General features: G+C 42.4%; 15 protein-coding genes. 2 read left to right on the top strand and 13 right to left on the bottom strand.

The genetic code is table 11. The features are described 5' to 3' along the window. Positions 1-11: 11 nt before the first annotated feature. Genes AOC35_RS09915 through AOC35_RS09880 form a run of 8 tightly spaced genes read right to left on the bottom strand, consistent with a single transcriptional unit; the run spans position 12 to position 6160 of the window. Complete coding sequence (locus tag AOC35_RS09915; RefSeq protein WP_108646933.1) at positions 12-527, bottom strand: DsbE family thiol:disulfide interchange protein; 516 nt, start codon at positions 525-527, stop codon at positions 12-14. Further along, positions 524-2467: a heme lyase CcmF/NrfE family subunit gene (locus tag AOC35_RS09910; RefSeq protein ID WP_108646932.1), complete on the bottom strand. Its 1944-nt coding sequence runs from the start codon at positions 2465-2467 to the stop codon at positions 524-526. Before AOC35_RS09910 ends, AOC35_RS09915 begins: the two co-directional genes overlap by 4 nt. Next, positions 2464-2937 carry a cytochrome c maturation protein CcmE gene (gene ccmE, locus AOC35_RS09905; RefSeq protein ID WP_108646931.1) on the bottom strand — a complete coding sequence of 158 codons (474 nt, stop codon included), beginning with the start codon at positions 2935-2937 and terminating at the stop codon, positions 2464-2466. Before ccmE ends, AOC35_RS09910 begins: the two co-directional genes overlap by 4 nt. After that, entirely contained in the window at positions 2934-3086 is a 153-nt protein-coding gene (ccmD, locus tag AOC35_RS09900; RefSeq protein ID WP_108646930.1) for a heme exporter protein CcmD, read from the bottom strand. The genes ccmE and ccmD overlap by 4 nt, the downstream gene beginning before the upstream one ends. Beyond that, complete coding sequence (ccmC, locus tag AOC35_RS09895) at positions 3083-3868, bottom strand: heme ABC transporter permease CcmC (RefSeq protein ID WP_108646929.1); 786 nt, start codon at positions 3866-3868, stop codon at positions 3083-3085. The genes ccmD and ccmC overlap by 4 nt, the downstream gene beginning before the upstream one ends. Positions 3869-3888: 20 nt before the next feature. Next, on the bottom strand, positions 3889-4599 hold the full coding sequence (gene ccmB, locus AOC35_RS09890) for a heme exporter protein CcmB (protein ID WP_108646928.1): 711 nt from the start codon (positions 4597-4599) through the stop codon (positions 3889-3891). 2 nt (positions 4600-4601) lie between these two features. Further along, the gene (ccmA, locus tag AOC35_RS09885) at positions 4602-5246 is read right to left on the bottom strand and encodes a cytochrome c biogenesis heme-transporting ATPase CcmA (RefSeq protein ID WP_108646927.1); all 645 of its coding nucleotides are present in this window, start codon (positions 5244-5246) and stop codon (positions 4602-4604) included. Positions 5247-5251: 5 nt separating this feature from the next. Then, positions 5252-6160 (bottom strand): alpha/beta fold hydrolase, encoded by a 909-nt coding sequence (locus AOC35_RS09880; RefSeq protein ID WP_108646926.1) that lies wholly within the window; start codon positions 6158-6160, stop codon positions 5252-5254. A gap of 399 nt (positions 6161-6559) precedes the next feature. Here AOC35_RS09880 and hemA point away from each other — a divergent pair, with 399 nt between their 5' ends. Then, positions 6560-7870: a glutamyl-tRNA reductase gene (gene hemA / locus AOC35_RS09875; RefSeq protein ID WP_108646925.1), complete on the top strand. Its 1311-nt coding sequence runs from the start codon at positions 6560-6562 to the stop codon at positions 7868-7870. 20 nt (positions 7871-7890) lie between these two features. Then, complete coding sequence (gene dxs, locus AOC35_RS09870; protein WP_108646924.1) at positions 7891-9774, top strand: 1-deoxy-D-xylulose-5-phosphate synthase; 1884 nt, start codon at positions 7891-7893, stop codon at positions 9772-9774. Positions 9775-9801: 27 nt separating this feature from the next. Here dxs and ybiB read toward each other — a convergent pair whose 3' ends face one another. From ybiB to AOC35_RS09845, 5 genes are read right to left on the bottom strand one after another with little or no spacing between them, the layout of a single operon-like run. After that, the gene (gene ybiB, locus AOC35_RS09865) at positions 9802-10719 is read right to left on the bottom strand and encodes a DNA-binding protein YbiB (RefSeq protein WP_108646923.1); all 918 of its coding nucleotides are present in this window, start codon (positions 10717-10719) and stop codon (positions 9802-9804) included. Positions 10720-10726: 7 nt separating this feature from the next. Next, complete coding sequence (locus AOC35_RS09860; protein ID WP_108646922.1) at positions 10727-13570, bottom strand: nitrate reductase; 2844 nt, start codon at positions 13568-13570, stop codon at positions 10727-10729. Beyond that, positions 13563-13913: a nitrite reductase small subunit NirD gene (gene nirD / locus AOC35_RS09855; RefSeq protein WP_108646921.1), complete on the bottom strand. Its 351-nt coding sequence runs from the start codon at positions 13911-13913 to the stop codon at positions 13563-13565. Before nirD ends, AOC35_RS09860 begins: the two co-directional genes overlap by 8 nt. Further along, complete coding sequence (gene nirB, locus AOC35_RS09850; RefSeq protein ID WP_108646920.1) at positions 13903-16356, bottom strand: nitrite reductase large subunit NirB; 2454 nt, start codon at positions 16354-16356, stop codon at positions 13903-13905. The genes nirD and nirB overlap by 11 nt, the downstream gene beginning before the upstream one ends. Then, positions 16353-17648: a CmpA/NrtA family ABC transporter substrate-binding protein gene (locus AOC35_RS09845; protein ID WP_108646919.1), complete on the bottom strand. Its 1296-nt coding sequence runs from the start codon at positions 17646-17648 to the stop codon at positions 16353-16355. Before AOC35_RS09845 ends, nirB begins: the two co-directional genes overlap by 4 nt. Positions 17649-17706: the final 58 nt, after the last annotated feature.

Here is a 17706-nt window from a genome sequence, read left to right as displayed (position 1 = left end):
TGTGATGCATATTATGAGTTTAGCTTTTTAAGTAAAGGCAATATATCCTTGTTCAACGCCTCAGGTGTTAAAGGGCCAATGTGCTTATGAACAATTTTGCCAGACTTATCAATGACAAAAGTTTCTGGAACGCCGTAAACCCCATAATCAATTCCAACTTTACCTTTTGCATCTACCACTGAAAAATCATAAGGATTACCAAGATCATTTAGCCATTTGATAGCTTCAGGATCTTTATCTTTATAGTTCAGTCCAATGATTGGAACGAGTTTTTGTTTACTAAACTCGATTAATAGTGGATGCTCTTCACGACAAGAAGTACACCATGAAGCCCATACGTTTAATAACCAAACACGACCAAGCATTGATTTTGGTTCAAAGCGCTCAGTTTGACTAAGAATACTTAATTCAAAAGCAGGAGCTGGTTTGCCAATAAAGGGCGATGGTATTTCTTTAGGCTTGAGCGTAAGACCTATTACTAAAAAGACGACAAGAATAGCGAAAATGATGAGGGGTAAACGTTTCATAGAGACTTATTTTTTTTAAAGCGATATTTTTTATCCATGACTGCAAAAAAACCACCTAAGGCAATTAGGAATGCACCACCCCAAATCCAATTGATGAAGGGTTTAAATTGAATTTTGACCCCCCACTCAGTGTTACTAATAGCTTCTGCCATTGAGATATATAAGTCACCAGTGAAACTAGTGTGAATCGCTGCCTCAGTCATTAGCATTTGTGAGGAAAAGTATTTTCTCTTTTCAGGCTTCATTACTGTAACGAATTGATTATCTTTTGTGACCGTAATGGTTGCCTGGGCGGCAACATAATTTTCACCTTGGACTTGTTGAATATTATTAAGAACAAAATCATAACCCGCCAAGGAGTTTGAAGTACCAGCCGACATTCTTAGATCTTTTTCTTCCTCAAAGCCATTGACCATCGTGACGCCAAAGATAAAGACTGCCACACCAATATGTGCAATTAACATCCCATAGTAACTGGCACTTTGAGCACGAAGTGCCGAAATTGCATTAGCAGGATGAGATTTGATCCGGTTGAATAGGTTGACTAAACTGGCTGTTGTAATCCAGATTGCCAAAAACAGGCCAAAGCCAATGCCAGGAGTCCAACTCCGCAGCACAAAAGGCGTAAAGACTGCACTAACAACCGTTGCTCCAAGCGCCCACCTTAACTGTGTCACTAGGTCGATTGGTTTTGCACTACGCCAACGAGTGATTGGCCCAACGCCCATTAGAAAAAGAGCAGGAGTCATCAATGGTACAAAGACAGCATCAAAATAAGGTTTACCAACAGATAATTTGCCCAGACCTAATGCTTCCAAGATGAGGGGATAAAGAGTGCCAAGTAAGACGGCAGCAGCAGCTACCAGCAAAAGAATATTATTGGTCAGCAACATCGAATCTTTGGAAACTAGATCAAACTCCTCACCAGCAACCGCTTTGGGTGCTCTGATGGAGAAAAGCGTTAGAGAACCACCGATTAAAATAGCCAAGAAAATGAGGATGAAAATACCTCGTTCTGGATCTGTTGCAAAGGCATGAACTGAAGTAATCACACCGGAACGAACCAAAAAAGTTCCTAGCAATGACATGGAAAATGTCAAGATTGCCAACAGGGCCGTCCACATCTTAAAGCCACCGCGTTTTTCAGTAACAGCAAGTGAATGGATCAAAGCTGTACCGAGCAACCATGGCATAAAAGAGGCATTTTCGACAGGGTCCCAAAACCACCAACCACCCCAGCCTAATTCGTAATAAGCCCAACCACTTCCCAGTGCAATACCGATTGTTAGAAAACACCAAGCAACCGTAATCCAAGGTCTTGACCATCTAGCCCAAGCGGTATCTAATTTACCGGAAAGCAAGGCAGCAATAGCTAGCGAAAACACTACTGAGGTACCAACATAACCCATGTATAACATCGGCGGATGGATAATCATTCCTGGGTCTTGCAGAAGAGGATTGAGATCAGTCCCGTTGCTGGCTGCAGGAATCATTCTTAGGAAAGGATTCGAAGTAATCAGTGTAAATAAGATGGTGCCAAAACTAATAAATCCTAATACACCTAAAGTTCTGGCTAAGATGGGTAGGGTTAAATGTTTTGAAAAGCGAGCAACAGCACTGCTCCATAGAGCAAGCATCAAGCCCCAAAGTAAGATAGATCCTTCGTGACTACCCCATGTAGCACAAATCCGGTAAATGGTTGGTAAATCCGCATTGGAGTTTTGGACCACATTAATCACGGAGAAATCTTTATTGATAAAAGAAGTCATGAGAGCAACAAACGCAATGATCACAAAAAATAATTGGGTATAAGCTGTTGGTCGAGCCACTTGCATTAATTGGGTTTGGTTGGTATGTGCACCCCACATTGGTAATACACATTGAATGAGTGATGCGACGAGGGCAATAATGAGCGCTAAGTGGCCAATTTCTGGAATCATTTTTTCGGGTCCGTGTTTTGCAGAGTCTTAGCTAAATTATTTTGATTTTCTTGTGCAGCTTTTACTGCATCTTTCGCCTCAGGAGGCATATAGTTTTCATCATGCTTTGCTAAGACTTGGGATGCTACAAAGACGCCTTGTGCATTTAACCGCCCTTCAGCCACCACGCCTTTACCTTCTTTGAAAAGGTCAGGCAAGATCCCAGCGTATTGCACAGGAACGGATTGTGCGGTATCAGTAACAATAAACTTCACTTCCAAGCCACCGGGTTCACGCTGCAAGCTGTTCTCAACGACCATGCCACCAATACGAAAACTTTTATTCGTCGGTGCTTCATGATTGGCGATTTGGGATGGAGTGTAGAAAAAAACTAAATTTTCATTAAAAGCACGCAACACAAAAAACGCAGCGACTCCAAGAGCCACTAGTCCTATCAAAATCAATAATATACGTTTGTTCCGTGGTTTCATACATCGCGCCCTAAATGGAGTTCTCGTTTTTTCTTACGCAATTGTAGAACTTCCCAGGCCATCAAGAGTGCAGTCATCCCAAAAGACCCCCAAACATAAAGGGCATATCCTCGCATACTAATAAATTCTGAAAAAGATCCCCAAATCATGATGAAGCTTTCGAAGGAGTTAAAACTGCTTTAACCCAATCAGCATGATGATCCTCAATGAGGGATGTTTGATTGGTTCTAGTAAAGACTGCAGCAAAAGCGTAGGCCCAAAAAGCCACTGTCATGAGTAAGAGCGCCAGTAACATGGAACTTTCCATACTGGGAGCTTTGGTCATGGTGATGGTGGCACCTTGATGTAGGGTATTCCACCATTTCACTGAAAAATAAATAATCGGTACGTTGACGACGCCAATGATAGCCAGCAATGACGCTGCTTTAGCTGCTTTGCGTTCATCATCAATCGCTTGGTAAAGGCTAATGTAGCCAATATACAAAAATAATAGAATCAACTCGGTAGTCAGCCGCGCATCCCACACCCACCAGGTCCCCCAAGTAGGTTTTCCCCATAACGCGCCAGTCCATAATGCAATAAAAGTCATTAAAGCGCCAGTTGGAGCAATTGAAATAGAAAGTCGATAAGCCAGTCTGGCGTTAAAAATTAAACCGATTGCCGCCCAAAAGGCCATTGCTGTATAGAGGACCATTGACATCCATGCGGACGGTACATGAATGAAAATAATTCGGTAAGAATCCCCTTGAGTAGCATCTGTTGGGGCATATAGCAGCCCAATCACTAGACCAGCAATACCAAAGCTTAGAGCCATAAACCAACATAAAGGGATTATTTTTTGAGTCAAGGCATAAAAGCGACTGGGAGCAGAAAATGCAAACCAGTTGATTTTTTTAGTCGGTTGAGAACTGCTTAAATGCGAATTGTCCATTATGTTGTCAAATTATTTGGCTAGTCCAAGGCAATTCTTAGACCGGCAGCACTTGCAATGGGACCAAAAAAAATGGATAACACACACAGCGCTGCTAATAGATTCAAGTATACCGAAAAAGATACATTCGAGCCCACCGCACCGACAGCCAAAGTCCCAAGAATTAAGACCGGAATCAAGAGTGGTAAAGCTAAGAGGGAAATAAGAGCCCCTGAGCTTTTTAGACCTAAAGTGAGGGCAGAGCCAATTGCGCCTATACAACTTAAAATAGGCGTGCCAATGGCAAGACCCATCATTAATACCTTAATCGTTTCAGTGGTCATATCAAATTGGATAGCTAAGATTGGAGAAACAATCAATAAAATTAGACCAGTACAACACCAATGCGCCAATATCTTGGTGAAGACAATCAACTCTAAGGGGCAAGGGGACAATAATAACTGCTCCAAAATGCCATCTTGATAGTCGTCGTTAAATAAGCGATTGGTTGAAAGCATACTTGCCAAAAGGGCACTAACCCAGATCACCCCTGGCGCAATTTGGCGCAGAAGGTTGGGTTCAGAACCAATTCCTAAAGGAAAAAGACTCACTACTAAGGCAAAGAAAAAAATTGCGCCTAGCGTATCGGTTTTTCGAGTTAGGGCAAGCCCTATATCCCTTTTAAAGACTGAATAAAGAATTACAAAGTTTGAACTACTAGTCTTGGTAGTGGAATTACTTTGAGTTGTCATTTTTATACCCCTTGCAATTCGATAATTGACTCTGCACAGTCTTGCAGAGGGGAATTGGGTAAGCGTAAACTCGAATGGAGGTGGCTGGTTAATACGATACTACCTTGTTGGCTTAAATGTTTAGCAAAGGCAGTTAACAATAAATTCGACCCGCTCAAATCTAAACCATTAAAAGGTTCGTCAAGAATCCATACTACACTTTGACTTAAATGAAGTTGGGCCAAGCAAACTCGCTGTTTTTGACCTTGAGAAAGCAGTTTAGCGGGTAGGTGAATGGTTCTAGCTGGTAGGCCCCAATCAAGTAGTGCTTGCTCAATAACATCATTGCTATAACTTAAACCATGAATCTGCATGAGGTAACTTAGATTATTGATCGCACTAAGGTCCCCTTTCAGAGGAATGGTATGACCAAAATAGCTGATTGAGCGATGAAAATCATCAAGATTTTTTTTCAAAAGCTCACCTTGCCAAAGAACTTGGCCCTCATAAGGAGTGCTAAGCCCCGCTAAAATTCTCAGCAAAGAGGATTTACCTTGCCCATTTGCACCTCGAATAAAAGTGATCGTGCCAGGCGCAGTTTCCAAGCTAAGGTCTTTCCAAAGCATTTGGCGACCTCTTTGACAAGAAATATTGATAGCACTAAGCATGAAATTTAGTTGGACACTTTAATATCAAAATAAACATTTTGAATTGTAGTATGAATAATTTCTAGAGCCCTAAGGGGATTTGCTTCGTGAAACAAATGACCACCTTCTTCTTCATAAATCAAGGCTTTGGGATAATACTCTTTAATCACCGACTTGACAGATGCGATTTGAATCCAAGAGTCCTGTTTAGCAAGTACGAATGCCAAATGACTGTGAATTTTGCTACTTTGTTTTAAAAGTTTAGGAATATCAATGGCGGCGACGAAACTTAAAGCACTATTAATATGATTCGATTCACTAAATAGAGTTTTATAGCGCGATCTTTGCAGAGAAGTTAATTCTGAATTGGTCGAATCAAGTATTTTATCGATAGCACCCGATAATCTGAGGGTACTCGCCAAAAAATGGGCCATGAATGATGAAGTCGCAATTGGATTAATTAATGGACCTAAAAATATTTTATATGCATTGGGTGGAGGGACTAGGGCAGGGTTCATCCCAATGAGTAAGTCAGGTTCACTCTCACAAAGCAGGCTTAAAGCCAGGCAAATGTTCGCTCCAGCCGAATGACCAATGAAGATATTAGGACTAGGAATGCCCAACTCTTCGATTAATAAATGCAGGTCGAATGCAATATCATCGATCTTTAATAAATTTTGATCATACCCAGTAGTAAAGCCGTGCCCTGGTAAGTCGGGAGCAATGACTGTAAATTCTTGCATTAAATTGGGCAAGATATTTTCCCAAGAGTGGGAACTAGCTCCCGCCCCATGAATCAATAAGATAGTTTTCGCCTCAGGGTCGAGGTGTCGATGGATTTGTACATGCCATTGGATATGATTTACTAAAATACTCGTACTCAAGTTACGGTTGGGCCAATCTTTGGGTATGAGGGATAAATTAGAGTTGGACATATGATGGACGCAAGAAAATACGCAATGAACTTACTTTTAAAGCGAATATTTCCTTAAATCGTCTTTTATGGGAAGTGTTTAAAAGGCTTTCAGGCATAGAGTCAAGTATAACCTTAACGATTATCAGTGTTGTGAACGTATTCACTATTGTTGAAATACCCCTTTGGTATACTTCCTCTCAATAGTTTTTCAAAAGTGAATGCAAGCTCACTTTCCCGCAAGAACGAGTTCATAATACGGTTAAAAGCCTAAAAATGGGATAAAATTCAGTATCCCACTAATTCTCTAGCTAGAGATGCAACTTATTTGTAACGATTTGAATCGTTAATCAGAGGAAGTTTGGCCCTTTTTTATGAATCTTGATCAACATAATTTACCGCGCTGTGTTTGGAGGAAGGTGTGAACCTTCTTACCATCGGTATTAATCACCAGATTGCTCCGGTAGATGTTCGGGAAAAAGTCGCCCTTGCGCCGGACACTATGCAAGATGCTTTAGCTGATTTAAAAAATTATTTAAACCACACTTCAGATTCATCATCTGAGGTCGCTATTTTATCGACCTGTAACCGTATGGAGGTTTATTGTGCGGCAAATGATCAACACATCTCCGAAAATCAGATTCAGGCCAAGACCTTAGATTGGCTAGCATCCCAGAAAAAATTATCAGTTAAAGATTTAATGCCTTATGTGCAGACAACCGTTGCTTCAGAGGCAGTCAGACATGTATTCCGAGTTGGTTGTGGTTTAGATTCGATGGTGCTTGGCGAAACGCAGATTTTGGGTCAGATGAAGCAGGCAGCTGCCGAAGCTCAAAAAGCAGGTTCGATTAGTACTTATCTAAATCAATTGTTTAATAAAACCTTCTCTGTTGCCAAAGAGGTTAGGGCGACCACGGAAATTAGTACCCATGCAATTTCTTTGGCAAGTGCTGCCGTAAAGTTAAGTTCCCGTGTGCTAGGCCCGATTGAAAATCAACGGGTATTGTTTATTGGTGCCGGCGAGATGATTAATTTGTGCGCGACGCACTTTTCGGCGAAGTTACCTAAATCCATTACGATCTCCAATCGGACTCCACAACGTGCTCAAGCTTTGGTGCAGACGCTCAATAATCAAGGCCATCAAGGGGTGTTTTTACCACTTGCAGAAGTTCCTAAGCGTTTACATGAGTTCGACATTATTGTGTCTTGTACCTCTAGCACCTTACCGATCATTGGCCTAGGCATGGTCACGACAGCTTTAAATCTACGTAAACGTCAACCTATGGTATTAGTTGATTTAGCGGTGCCACGTGATTTTGAACCAGAAATTAATCGTCTTCAGGATATTTATTTATATACCGTAGATGATTTGGGTGAGATTGTTAAAGAGGGTATGCAGTTTCGATCCAAGGCGGTTAAGAGTGCTGAAGAAATCATCGATACCCAAGTAAACCACTTTATGCATTGGTTACATCAACGCTCCAATGTGCCTTTCATCAATAGTTTGATTGAAAAAAGTGAAGCACTCCAGCAAATCGAGATTGAAAAAGCAAAAAAACGACTCATCCGTGGAGAAGATCCTCTAAAGGTCATGACAGAACTTGCCCGAGGGCTTGCTAATAAGTTCATGCATGGGTCTTTACATTCTTTACATCAGTCTGATGAGCAGTCTATGGAAGAGTATCAAAAGATGTTGACACAAATCTTTATGGCAAATCAGCGTAAGCACTAAAATTTAAGTATTCTTTCTTCATGACAATTCCACTTAATTTCATTCAATTCCCCCACGAACTTCGTAAACTTACCCGGTCTGATTTACCTTCACTGGCTCATGAGTTAAGGCAATATATTCTTGAATCGGTAGCTTCAACTGGTGGACATTTATCTTCTAATCTGGGGACAGTTGAACTTGCCGTTGCCTTGCATTATGTATTTGATACGCCTGATGATCGTTTGGTTTGGGATGTGGGACATCAAAGTTATGCGCATAAAATTTTGACGGGTCGCCGTGAGCAAATGGCACATTTGCGTCAATTTGGGGGCATTTCTGGTTTTCCAAAACGATCCGAAAGTGAATATGATGCTTTTGGAACAGCGCACTCCTCAACGAGTATCTCAGCCACAGCTGGCATGGCTTATGCCTCTCAACTGAAAAAAGAACGGCGCGTTGCAGTAGCCATTATTGGTGATAGTGCTATGACTGGTGGGATGGCCTTTGAGGCAATGAACCATGCTGGCACCAACCGAACTTTGCCTTTAGTGGTGGTACTCAATGATAATGATATGTCGATTTCACCTGCGGTGGGTGCGCTGAATCGCTATTTAGCTCGTTTAATTAGTAGTCCTTTTTATGAAGCGACAAAAAATGGGGTTGGTAATGTATTGTCAATCGTGCCACCACTCAAAGAATTTGCCAAACGCTTAGAAGCACAAGCGAAGGGCATGCTCGTGCCTGCGAATATTTTTGAAGAGTTTGGCTTTAATTACATTGGACCGATTGATGGTCATGATTTAGACTCACTCGTACCCACTCTTGAAAATATCAAACGGATGTCCCTAGAGGGCGATGGTCCACAGTTTTTACATGTAGTGACAAAAAAAGGTAAAGGTTATCCTTTTGCTGAGGCGAATCCGATTCTTTATCACGGGCCAAGTAAATTCGATCCATCGATTGGTATCGTTAAAGCGCCGGCAGGGGCAGTAACTAAACCAAGCTTTACCCAGGTATTTGGTCAGTGGCTCTGTGATATGGCACAGGCGGATGAACGCTTAATTGGCATCACACCTGCGATGTGTGAAGGCTCAGGAATGGGTGGTTTTCAAAAACAGTTTCCTACTCGGTATCACGATGTTGGGATTGCTGAACAGCATGCGGTGACTTTTGCGGGCGGTCTTGCCTGTGAAGCTTTGAAACCAGTGGTTGCGATTTACTCAACATTTTTACAAAGAGGCTATGATCAGCTGATTCATGACATTGCTTTGCAAGATTTGCCAGTAGTCTTTGCGATTGACCGCGCGGGCTTAGTCGGCGCTGATGGCGCCACGCATGCTGGTTCATTTGATATTGCTTATTTGAGATGTGTACCCAATATGGTACTCATGACACCAAGTGATGAAAATGAAACAAGGCTTCTTCTCAATACCGCTTTTGCAACGGAGCACCCTAGTGCAGTCCGTTATCCTAGGGGGACTGGCACAGGTGTTCACATCACAGAAAGTCTTGAACCTTTGCCAATCGGCAAAGCAGTAATCCGAAGAACTTCTAATCAAGAGAGCGGTCAAAAGTTGGCAATTCTTGCTTTTGGTACGTTATTACAAGCATGTATTCCTATTTGTGAATCATTGGATTTAACATTAGTGGATATGCGCTTTGTAAAACCTCTAGACGAAGAATTACTCAAAGAGTTAACCCTTTCGCATCGTGGCTTTGTGACGATTGAGGATGGTGTGATTGCGGGTGGAGCCGGTAGTGCCGTTCAAGAATTTTTTAATCGTCAAAATATCCAAGTCAATCTTCTTCAAATGGGCTTACCAGACCAATTTATTGATCATGGTGATGTTGCTAAATTAATGTCTCAGCTTGGCCTTGATCACCAAGGAATAGAAAAATCCATTCAGGATCGATTTTTCTCTTAGTTACAGAGGTAGTTTAAAAACCGGGATTTAAGACTTCACTAAATGACTGACGTGATCGGCAATGAGTTCTGCTTGTCGGATCAAAGACATCGGGCCAGAGCTTGGATTATTTAACATTTGTAAAGTCCAATTAGCAGTTGCCTCAGCATTGATTTCTTCAAATGGGGGAACAAAGTCGAAGCGCTCCTCATTCGAACTACTGGTTGATTGATTGGCATATAAAAAATGCATTTCAGGTAGTCGTTGGTATGAAGCAGTCGGTTCCCCTTCATTACCCCTCATTAAAATCGCATTTGAGGCACTTGCTAAAAAATACTCTTTTAACTTTTCCGGATACTCAGGGTGCGTATAGTTAGAGATCTGCCAAGCTGTTTTTTTAAATGGATTGATTAATTTCGCCAAGACATGGGCAGAGTTACGTAAGCCAATTTGCAGTCGTAAATCTAACATGCGTTGTAAATCAGGTGAGAGTACCTTTAAAGGACAAAAAATCGGTAAGTTGAGCGCGCTGAGTTGAGCGAATTGATCTGAATTTTCTAATATGGGCCAGTTTAAATGTTCAAAAATGGCATGACTAGTGACCCGGGTAGGATCTTCAATAACCCCTTGAACAATGACTTGAAAGCCTTTGGCTACGAATAATCCTGCTAATAAGGGTGTTAAATTGAGTTGCTTACGAGCACCGTTATAACTAGGCAAAATAATGGTCGGTTTTGAGCTGGTATCTAAGGAAATGAGATGCGGTTCTACCGCATCCATGAAGCCTAATAATTCAGATACGGTTTCGCCCTTGATACGCATGGCAATGCAAAATGCACCGAGCTCAAGATCGCTGACTTCGCTTGCGAGTATTTTAGAAAAAACTTCGTGCGCTTGTTCACGACTTAAATCGCCAGAACCTTTGCTACCTCTACCAATAATTTTCAAATAGGATGAAATACTCATGAGTGGATTATGCCACCGGTTGCGCTTGAAAATATTTTACGATTAATTGTTTCACTTCCGGTTTGCAAGATCCACAATTAGTACCGCACTGTGTTTTATCTTGCAGCATGGTCATGCCGTCTTCAACTGAAGCGAGGGGTGGATGGCATGCGCTTAATAAGGCGTTGATCGTATCTTCTTTGACATTGAAACAATTACAGATTGCTTTACTACTAGCTTTTAACTCTAAAGGAGGCTTACTAAAAGGGACTAACAAGGATCGTCCTAGTAGTTTGGCATCAAAACCCTGTTCAACATATTGCCTGAGCCAAACGGTACTAGGTAGACTGTCAATCGGCCCTGTTAGCATCGCAGAGAGTACCTTTTCTTTAGCGCGCACAAGGCGCACAACTCCCCTGCGATTGTCAGAATAACGCAATACTGGATCTAAGGAGGATTCATCTAATTTAAAAAGTCTCATCACCTCTTTAATCGCCTTTGAAGCGGTAGAATCTTGATCATTCGTTGGATCTTCATCGTGGGCTGCTTTAAAAGAGACACCAATTTGTGAACTATCTTGTTCTCTACCAAATAGGACGCAGTAGGCGGATCCAAATTGAGGTAAGAGTTTACGTAGAGAGTTTTGAATCGTAAAAGCCTCATTTTTCGGAAATAAACCAAAAGCAACTAATTGCCAAGGTAAGTTGGCCGGCAAAATTTTAATTGCAGCATGTTTTAACTCCGGCTGACCAGAGATGGGATCTATTTGATGATTAGTAAGGCCATTGACACCGCGTCCAGGATTTTTACTCGCTGAACCTGAAATAAATTCCGAGCCCCAATGCATTGCAATAAAGGCTTGTGAGTTCGCTATATCTTCAGAAATTTTGACGGGAAATATTTCGCTACCACGCCGACTCGTGACGTGAACAAGATCACCATTCGTCAGTAACATTCTGCTAGCGTCTTTCGGAGAAATTTCAATACTTGGTTCTGGTGCATGAGCAAAAAGAGTGCCTAAGGTTCCTGTTCTACTCATGCCGTGCCATTGGTCCCGAAGTCTTCCGGTGTTTAATGCAAATGGATAGCGGGCATCTACTTTTTCGGCCGTGGCTTTATAAGGGGTTGCTACAAAATGCGCCTTTTGGTCTTTGGTTGGAAAAATACCGTCCTCATATAAGCGCTTTTTCCCATGCGTAGCACCCTTTGGCATTGGCCATTGTTGCGGTCCGTGATTCTCTAAAATCTGATAACTGAGACCCGTAATATCTAAGTCGCGCCCCTCTGTCGTTCTGCGGTGTTCATTCCAAATATCTTCAGCAGTAGCGTAAGGAAATAAACTAGAGACGCCATCTTTTTTATTGTTTGGTAATAACTTTTCGAGAGCAAGGGCAATCTCTAAAGCAATCTCCCAATCGTGTTTAGCTGATTCAAAAGCATCAATCGCTGGATTTACTTTAGAAATCGTACGTTCTGAATTCGTCACAGTACCAATTTTCTCGGCCCATGAGGTTGCTGGTAAAAGCACATCCGCATAGAGGGTTGTGGCAGTATTCGCATAGGCCTCTTGGACCACTACAAACTCAGCATTCTCTAAACCTTCATGCACCGCATTCAGGTTTGGCATGGACTGAGCCGGATTCGTACAGACAATCCAAATCGCCTTTAAGTCTCTTGTGCGCAGGGCTTCGAACATTGGAATCGCCGAGAGTCCAGGCTTATCAGGTACTTGTTGAACACCCCATAAATTGGCTACTTCACTGCGGTGATCAGGGTTACTTAAATCCCTGTGTGCTGATAGTAAATTCGCAAGACCACCTACTTCACGTCCACCCATGGCATTAGGTTGACCAGTTAAGGAAAAAGGTCCAGCGCCAGGTTTGCCAATCTGACCTGTCGCCAGGTGGAGATTAATGAGCGCTGCATTTTTAGCGGTGCCTGAAGAAGACTGATTGAGACCCTGGCAATACAATGACAAGCTAGCAGGAGATTTTGCAAACCACTCTGTAGCTTGATATAGATCTTTTTCGGCAATCCCACAAATACCTGCAACCGCTTTTGGGGTAAAGTCCCTGACAATATTTTTTAGTTCATCAAAGCCGGTCGTGAAAGAGGCAATATAAGATTCATTAAGCCATTTTTCCCAGAGCATGATGTAAAGCATGCCATGATATAAAGCAACATCAGTACCCGGTTGAATCTGTAAGTGAAGATCCGCCTCTTTCGCTGTATCCGTTCTTCTGGGATCAACGACAATTACTTTCATATCAGGGCGAGCTTGACGAGCAGCCTCTAAGCGACGATAGAGGATTGGATGCGCAAAAGCCGTATTAGAGCCTGTGATAAAAAGAGTTGAGGCGAGTTCGATATCCTCATAAGAACAAGGAGGGGCATCCATACCCAGAGTTTGTTTGTAACCTGCGACTGCACTAGACATACAAAGTCTGGAGTTGGTATCAATATTATTCGAACCAATTAGACCTTTCATGAGCTTGTTAAAGATGTAGTAATCTTCAGTTAATAGTTGACCCGAAACATAGATGCCAACCGAGTCTGGCCCGAACTTCTCAATGATTTGTGCAAAGCGTGTGGCAATCGTTTCGATTGCTTCCGACCAATTTACAGGGGTCGGATCACTAGTTCTACTTTTTCGAATCGCCGGAAAACCAAGGCGTGCTTGTTGTTGTAAAACTGGATTTGCGGTGAGATGAAGAGTAGAACCTTTACTACACAACTTTCCAAAGTTTGCAGGATGATTTGGGTCTCCCCGCACGCCACTGACTTCTAATTTGCCAGCTTGATTTTCGGTGGTTTCAATGATGACACCACAACCTACCCCACAATAGCAGCAGGTGCTTTTAACTTCAGGCATGAGGTGCTTTGATTTCTTCTAAATTGAGATAAACGTTTCCCGCATCGACTTTGAGCATGAATGCCTTTGCACAACCAACGTCCGGTTCTAGCGCACAACCAGTTGATAAATCAATATTCCAAGCATGCAGGGGACAGGTCACACTTTTACCATGAACAATCCCTTGCGATAAAGGACCGCCTTTATGAGGGCATTCATCTAAGATGGCAAAGACTTCATCTTGGGCATTTCTAAAGATGGCGATTGGTCCCACTTCAGCTTGTAATACTCTTGCCCCCATTACTGGGATATCTTCGACAGGCAGAATTTTTTTCCACAATACACTATCCACATTATTTGGCATGATTTTCCTCAATAATCGGAATGGATTTAAATTGACGAATATCAACCCCAGCTCGTTCAAAATCTTTCCAAGGATCTGGAGCATCTTTTAAGTCAAATAGTAGTCGTTCATAAAGTGCTTTGCGACTTTGAGTATCCTCAACAATTTTTTGTTTGATATATTCCATACCCACGCGGGCTAAATAATGCACAGTACGGTCTAAATACCAAGCTTCTTCGCGGTAGAGTTGTAGGAAAGCACCTGAGTACTCACGGACTTCCTCATCTGTTTTTACCTTACATAGGAATTCAGCCACTTCCGTTTTAATGCCGCCGTTGCCTCCGATGTAAAGTTCCCAACCAGAATCAACGCCAATAATACCAACGTCTTTGATGCCTGCTTCTGCGCAATTTCTCGGGCAGCCTGAGACTGCTAGTTTGACTTTGTGGGGAGCGTACATGCCAAATAACATTCGCTCTAAATCGACACCCATTTTCATGGAGGATTGAGTGCCAAAACGACAATGTTCATCACCAACACAGGTTTTGACAGTTCGAATCGATTTACCGTAGGCATGACCTGAGGGCATATCCAATTCTTTCCAAACAGCTGGTAAATCATCTTTTTTGATACCCAGTAAATCAATCCGCTGACCGCCAGTAACTTTGACGGTTGGCACTTTATATTTTTCTGCAACATCCGCAATTCGACGCAGTTCAGCAGGAGTTGTCAAGCCACCAAACATCCTCGGTATAACCGAATACGTGCCATCTTTCTGAATATTTGCATGAGCGCGTTCGTTGATAAAACGTGACTGTGGATCATCTTGGGCTTCGTGAGGCCAAGTTGAAATCAAATAATAGTTCAGTGCTGGTCTACAAGTAGCGCAACCATTGGGTGTGCGCCAAGCGAGTTCAGCACGAACCTGGTCTTGTGAAATCAGATGTTTAGAACGGATTGCCTCTCTAATTTCCTCATGGGAGTGTTCTGAGCAGCCACAGATGGATTTTTTACGTGGAGTAGCCGAATAATCAGTACCTAAAACATTCATGAGTACTTGCTCTACTAAGCCAGTACAAGATCCACAAGAACTACTCGCTTTTGTACATTTTTTAACTTCATCGAGTGTGAATAAGCCTTGTTCACGAATTGCTTTAACAATAGCCCCTTTAGAAATACCATTACAACCACAAACTTCATCGGCATCATTCATGCCAGCGATCTTATTATGTCCTTGATGTCCAACATCACCAATGTTCGACTCACCAAACATTAAGGAGTCACGAATTTCAGAGATGTTTTTTGCATCTCGCATGAGCTTAAAGTACCATGTACTATCGCTCGTATCACCAAACATACAAGCACCAACCAAACGATCATCTTGAATTACAAGCTTCTTGTAAACCCCGCCAATGGGGTCAGCTAGGGTAATTTCTTCAGTACCTTCACCCCCCATAAATTTACCGGTAGAAAAAAGGTCTACGCCGGTCACTTTCAATTTGGTAGAAGTTACCGAGCCGTTATAAACACTAATACCAATTTCAGCTAAATGATTCGCACAAACTTTAGCTTGCTCAAATAAGGGTGCCACTAAGCCATAAGCAATCCCGCGATGATTGGCGCATTCACCTACTGCATAGACTCTTGGATCAAAAGTTTGCATCGTGTCATTGACGACAATCCCGCGGTTACAGTAAAGTCCAGCAGACTCTGCTAAGGCTGTATTGGGCTTAATACCTGCAGCCATCACAACGAGGTCAGCCGGTATTTCTAGGCCACCCTTAAAACGTATGGAGCCAACTCGATCACCTGCAGCATTCGGTAAAATCGCTTCGGTAGACGTGCTGAGTAAAAATCTCAAGCCTTTTTCTTCTAAAGAGCTTTGTAATAAATCAGCTGCTACTTGATCTAATTGCCGTTCCATTAACCAGGATGCTAAGTGAATGACTGTGACACTCATTCCTCTGAGGGCTAAACCGTTTGCTGCCTCTAAACCTAATAAGCCACCACCAATCACGACAGCATTTTTATAACGCGTCGCCACATCAATCATCTCGTTCGTATCTTTAATATCGCGGTAAGCAATCACACCCGGTAAATTGTTGCCAGGCACAGGCAAAATAAAAGGCATCGAACCAGTTGCTAGTAATAATTTGTCGTAACTTTCGACAATACCGTCATCCGTCGTAACAGTTCGCTCTTTACGATCAATCTTCACAACCTTTTTATTGAGATGAAGATGAATGCCATTGCTTTGATACCAGTCCAAGTCATTTAGGACGATTTGTTCAAGCGTTTGCTCACCGGCTAAGACCGGTGAAAGTAAGATGCGGTTGTAATTGGGATGGGGCTCAGCACCAAAAATCGTAATATCGTACAGATCAGAATCCAATTTGAGTAATTCTTCAATCGATCTTACACCCGCCATCCCATTACCAATTAAGACAAGTTTTTGCTTTCTCATGCCTTAACCTTGAAGCTATCTGCATAGGCAGCAGGGTTAGTACCATTCCAAGTAACGCCGTCAAATAATTTACTAGAGCGCATCTCGCTCTTTGGTAAAGGTGTTTTAGTGGCTGTGGCAGCGTCTTTGTAAACTGCTATATTGGTCACTTTTTTGGCCACACCAAGATAATCAGGGTGATCTTTTAATAAACCCCAACGTTTATGTTGCGTTAAGAACCACATGCCGTCAGATAAATAGGGGTAATTCACCATACCATCGTTATAAAACTTCATCGCATTGGGATCATCCCAAGACTTGCCAATACCATTGTTGTAGCGTCCCATCATACGGTCTTGAATCACATTAATGTCGGTATTAACAAAGGAGGGAGCTGAGACGACCTCAGCAGTTGCATGTTTGCTAGTTACCGATGAATCGATGTATTTACCAGCTTCTAAAATGGCTGATGCGACGGCTCTACAGGTGTTGGGATAACGCTTAGTAAATTCTGCAGTTGCACCTAGAGCTTTTTCTGGATGGTCTTGCCAAATGGCTTGCGTTGTTGTTGCCGTAAAACCAACGCCGTCGATAATTGCTCGGGCGTTCCAAGGCTCACCCACGCAATAACCATCCATGTTGCCACTGCGCATGTTGGCAACCATTTGTGGTGGCGGCACAGTGATAATTTTGGCATCTTTAAATGGGTTAATGCCGTAATTGGCTAACCAATAATAAAGCCACATTGCATGAGTTCCCGTGGGAAAGGTTTGGGCAAAGGTGTAATCGCGTTTCTCTTTATCCATAAGGGCTTTTAAGCTCGCACCATCAGTCACTCCTTTTTGGTAGAGTGCTTTGGATAGAGTGATTGCTTGGCCATTATGGTTAATTGACATGAGAACAGACATGTCCTTTTGTTGTCCCCCGATACCCATTTGAAGACCATAAACTAGTCCATAAAGAATGTGGGATAAATCGTTTTCACCATTAATTAACTTATCACGAATCGCAGCCCAAGAGGCTTCTTTGGTCGGAATAATTTTGATACCGTATTTTTTATCAAGACCGAGATGATTGGCCATTACTACGGAGGAGCAATCGGTCAAAGCAATAAAACTAATCTTGACATCTGTTTTTTCTGGAGCGTCCGACCCTGCGGCCCAAGCACCGGATTTAACTAGAGGATCAACCAGAGAGTAAATACTAGCAGCGCCAATGGTTTGAATCAGTTTACGGCGACTAGAATCAGGTTCTGGTTTAGTGATTGATGTGAGGGTATTTGATGAAAGGGTTTTAGTGTCGATGTTTGCCATGATTCCTCCATAAGTCTTGTCTTCAATATAGAAGAACCAAAGGGGGAGATGTTACTGA

Origin of the sequence: Polynucleobacter rarus, from assembly GCF_003072505.1 — a bacterium.
GTDB lineage: Bacteria > Pseudomonadota > Gammaproteobacteria > Burkholderiales > Burkholderiaceae > Polynucleobacter > Polynucleobacter rarus.
The sequence above is the reverse complement of the archived record's forward strand: the minus strand, read 5'-3'. Positions and strand labels throughout refer to the sequence as shown.

Coding starts and splice junctions, on each gene's coding strand:
- ccmD (WP_108646930.1), bottom strand. CDS start 3,086: ATGATTTGGGGATCTTTTTCAGAATTTATTAGTATGCGAGGATATGCC.
- AOC35_RS09910 (WP_108646932.1), bottom strand. CDS start 2,467: ATGATTCCAGAAATTGGCCACTTAGCGCTCATTATTGCCCTCGTCGCA.
- dxs (WP_108646924.1), top strand. CDS start 7,891: ATGACAATTCCACTTAATTTCATTCAATTCCCCCACGAACTTCGTAAA.
- ccmC (WP_108646929.1), bottom strand. CDS start 3,868: ATGGACAATTCGCATTTAAGCAGTTCTCAACCGACTAAAAAAATCAAC.
- ccmA (WP_108646927.1), bottom strand. CDS start 5,246: ATGCTTAGTGCTATCAATATTTCTTGTCAAAGAGGTCGCCAAATGCTT.
- ccmB (WP_108646928.1), bottom strand. CDS start 4,599: ATGACAACTCAAAGTAATTCCACTACCAAGACTAGTAGTTCAAACTTT.
- AOC35_RS09880 (WP_108646926.1), bottom strand. CDS start 6,160: ATGTCCAACTCTAATTTATCCCTCATACCCAAAGATTGGCCCAACCGT.
- AOC35_RS09915 (WP_108646933.1), bottom strand. CDS start 527: ATGAAACGTTTACCCCTCATCATTTTCGCTATTCTTGTCGTCTTTTTA.
- ccmE (WP_108646931.1), bottom strand. CDS start 2,937: ATGAAACCACGGAACAAACGTATATTATTGATTTTGATAGGACTAGTG.
- AOC35_RS09845 (WP_108646919.1), bottom strand. CDS start 17,648: ATGGCAAACATCGACACTAAAACCCTTTCATCAAATACCCTCACATCA.
- nirD (WP_108646921.1), bottom strand. CDS start 13,913: ATGCCAAATAATGTGGATAGTGTATTGTGGAAAAAAATTCTGCCTGTC.
- nirB (WP_108646920.1), bottom strand. CDS start 16,356: ATGAGAAAGCAAAAACTTGTCTTAATTGGTAATGGGATGGCGGGTGTA.
- ybiB (WP_108646923.1), bottom strand. CDS start 10,719: ATGAGTATTTCATCCTATTTGAAAATTATTGGTAGAGGTAGCAAAGGT.
- AOC35_RS09860 (WP_108646922.1), bottom strand. CDS start 13,570: ATGCCTGAAGTTAAAAGCACCTGCTGCTATTGTGGGGTAGGTTGTGGT.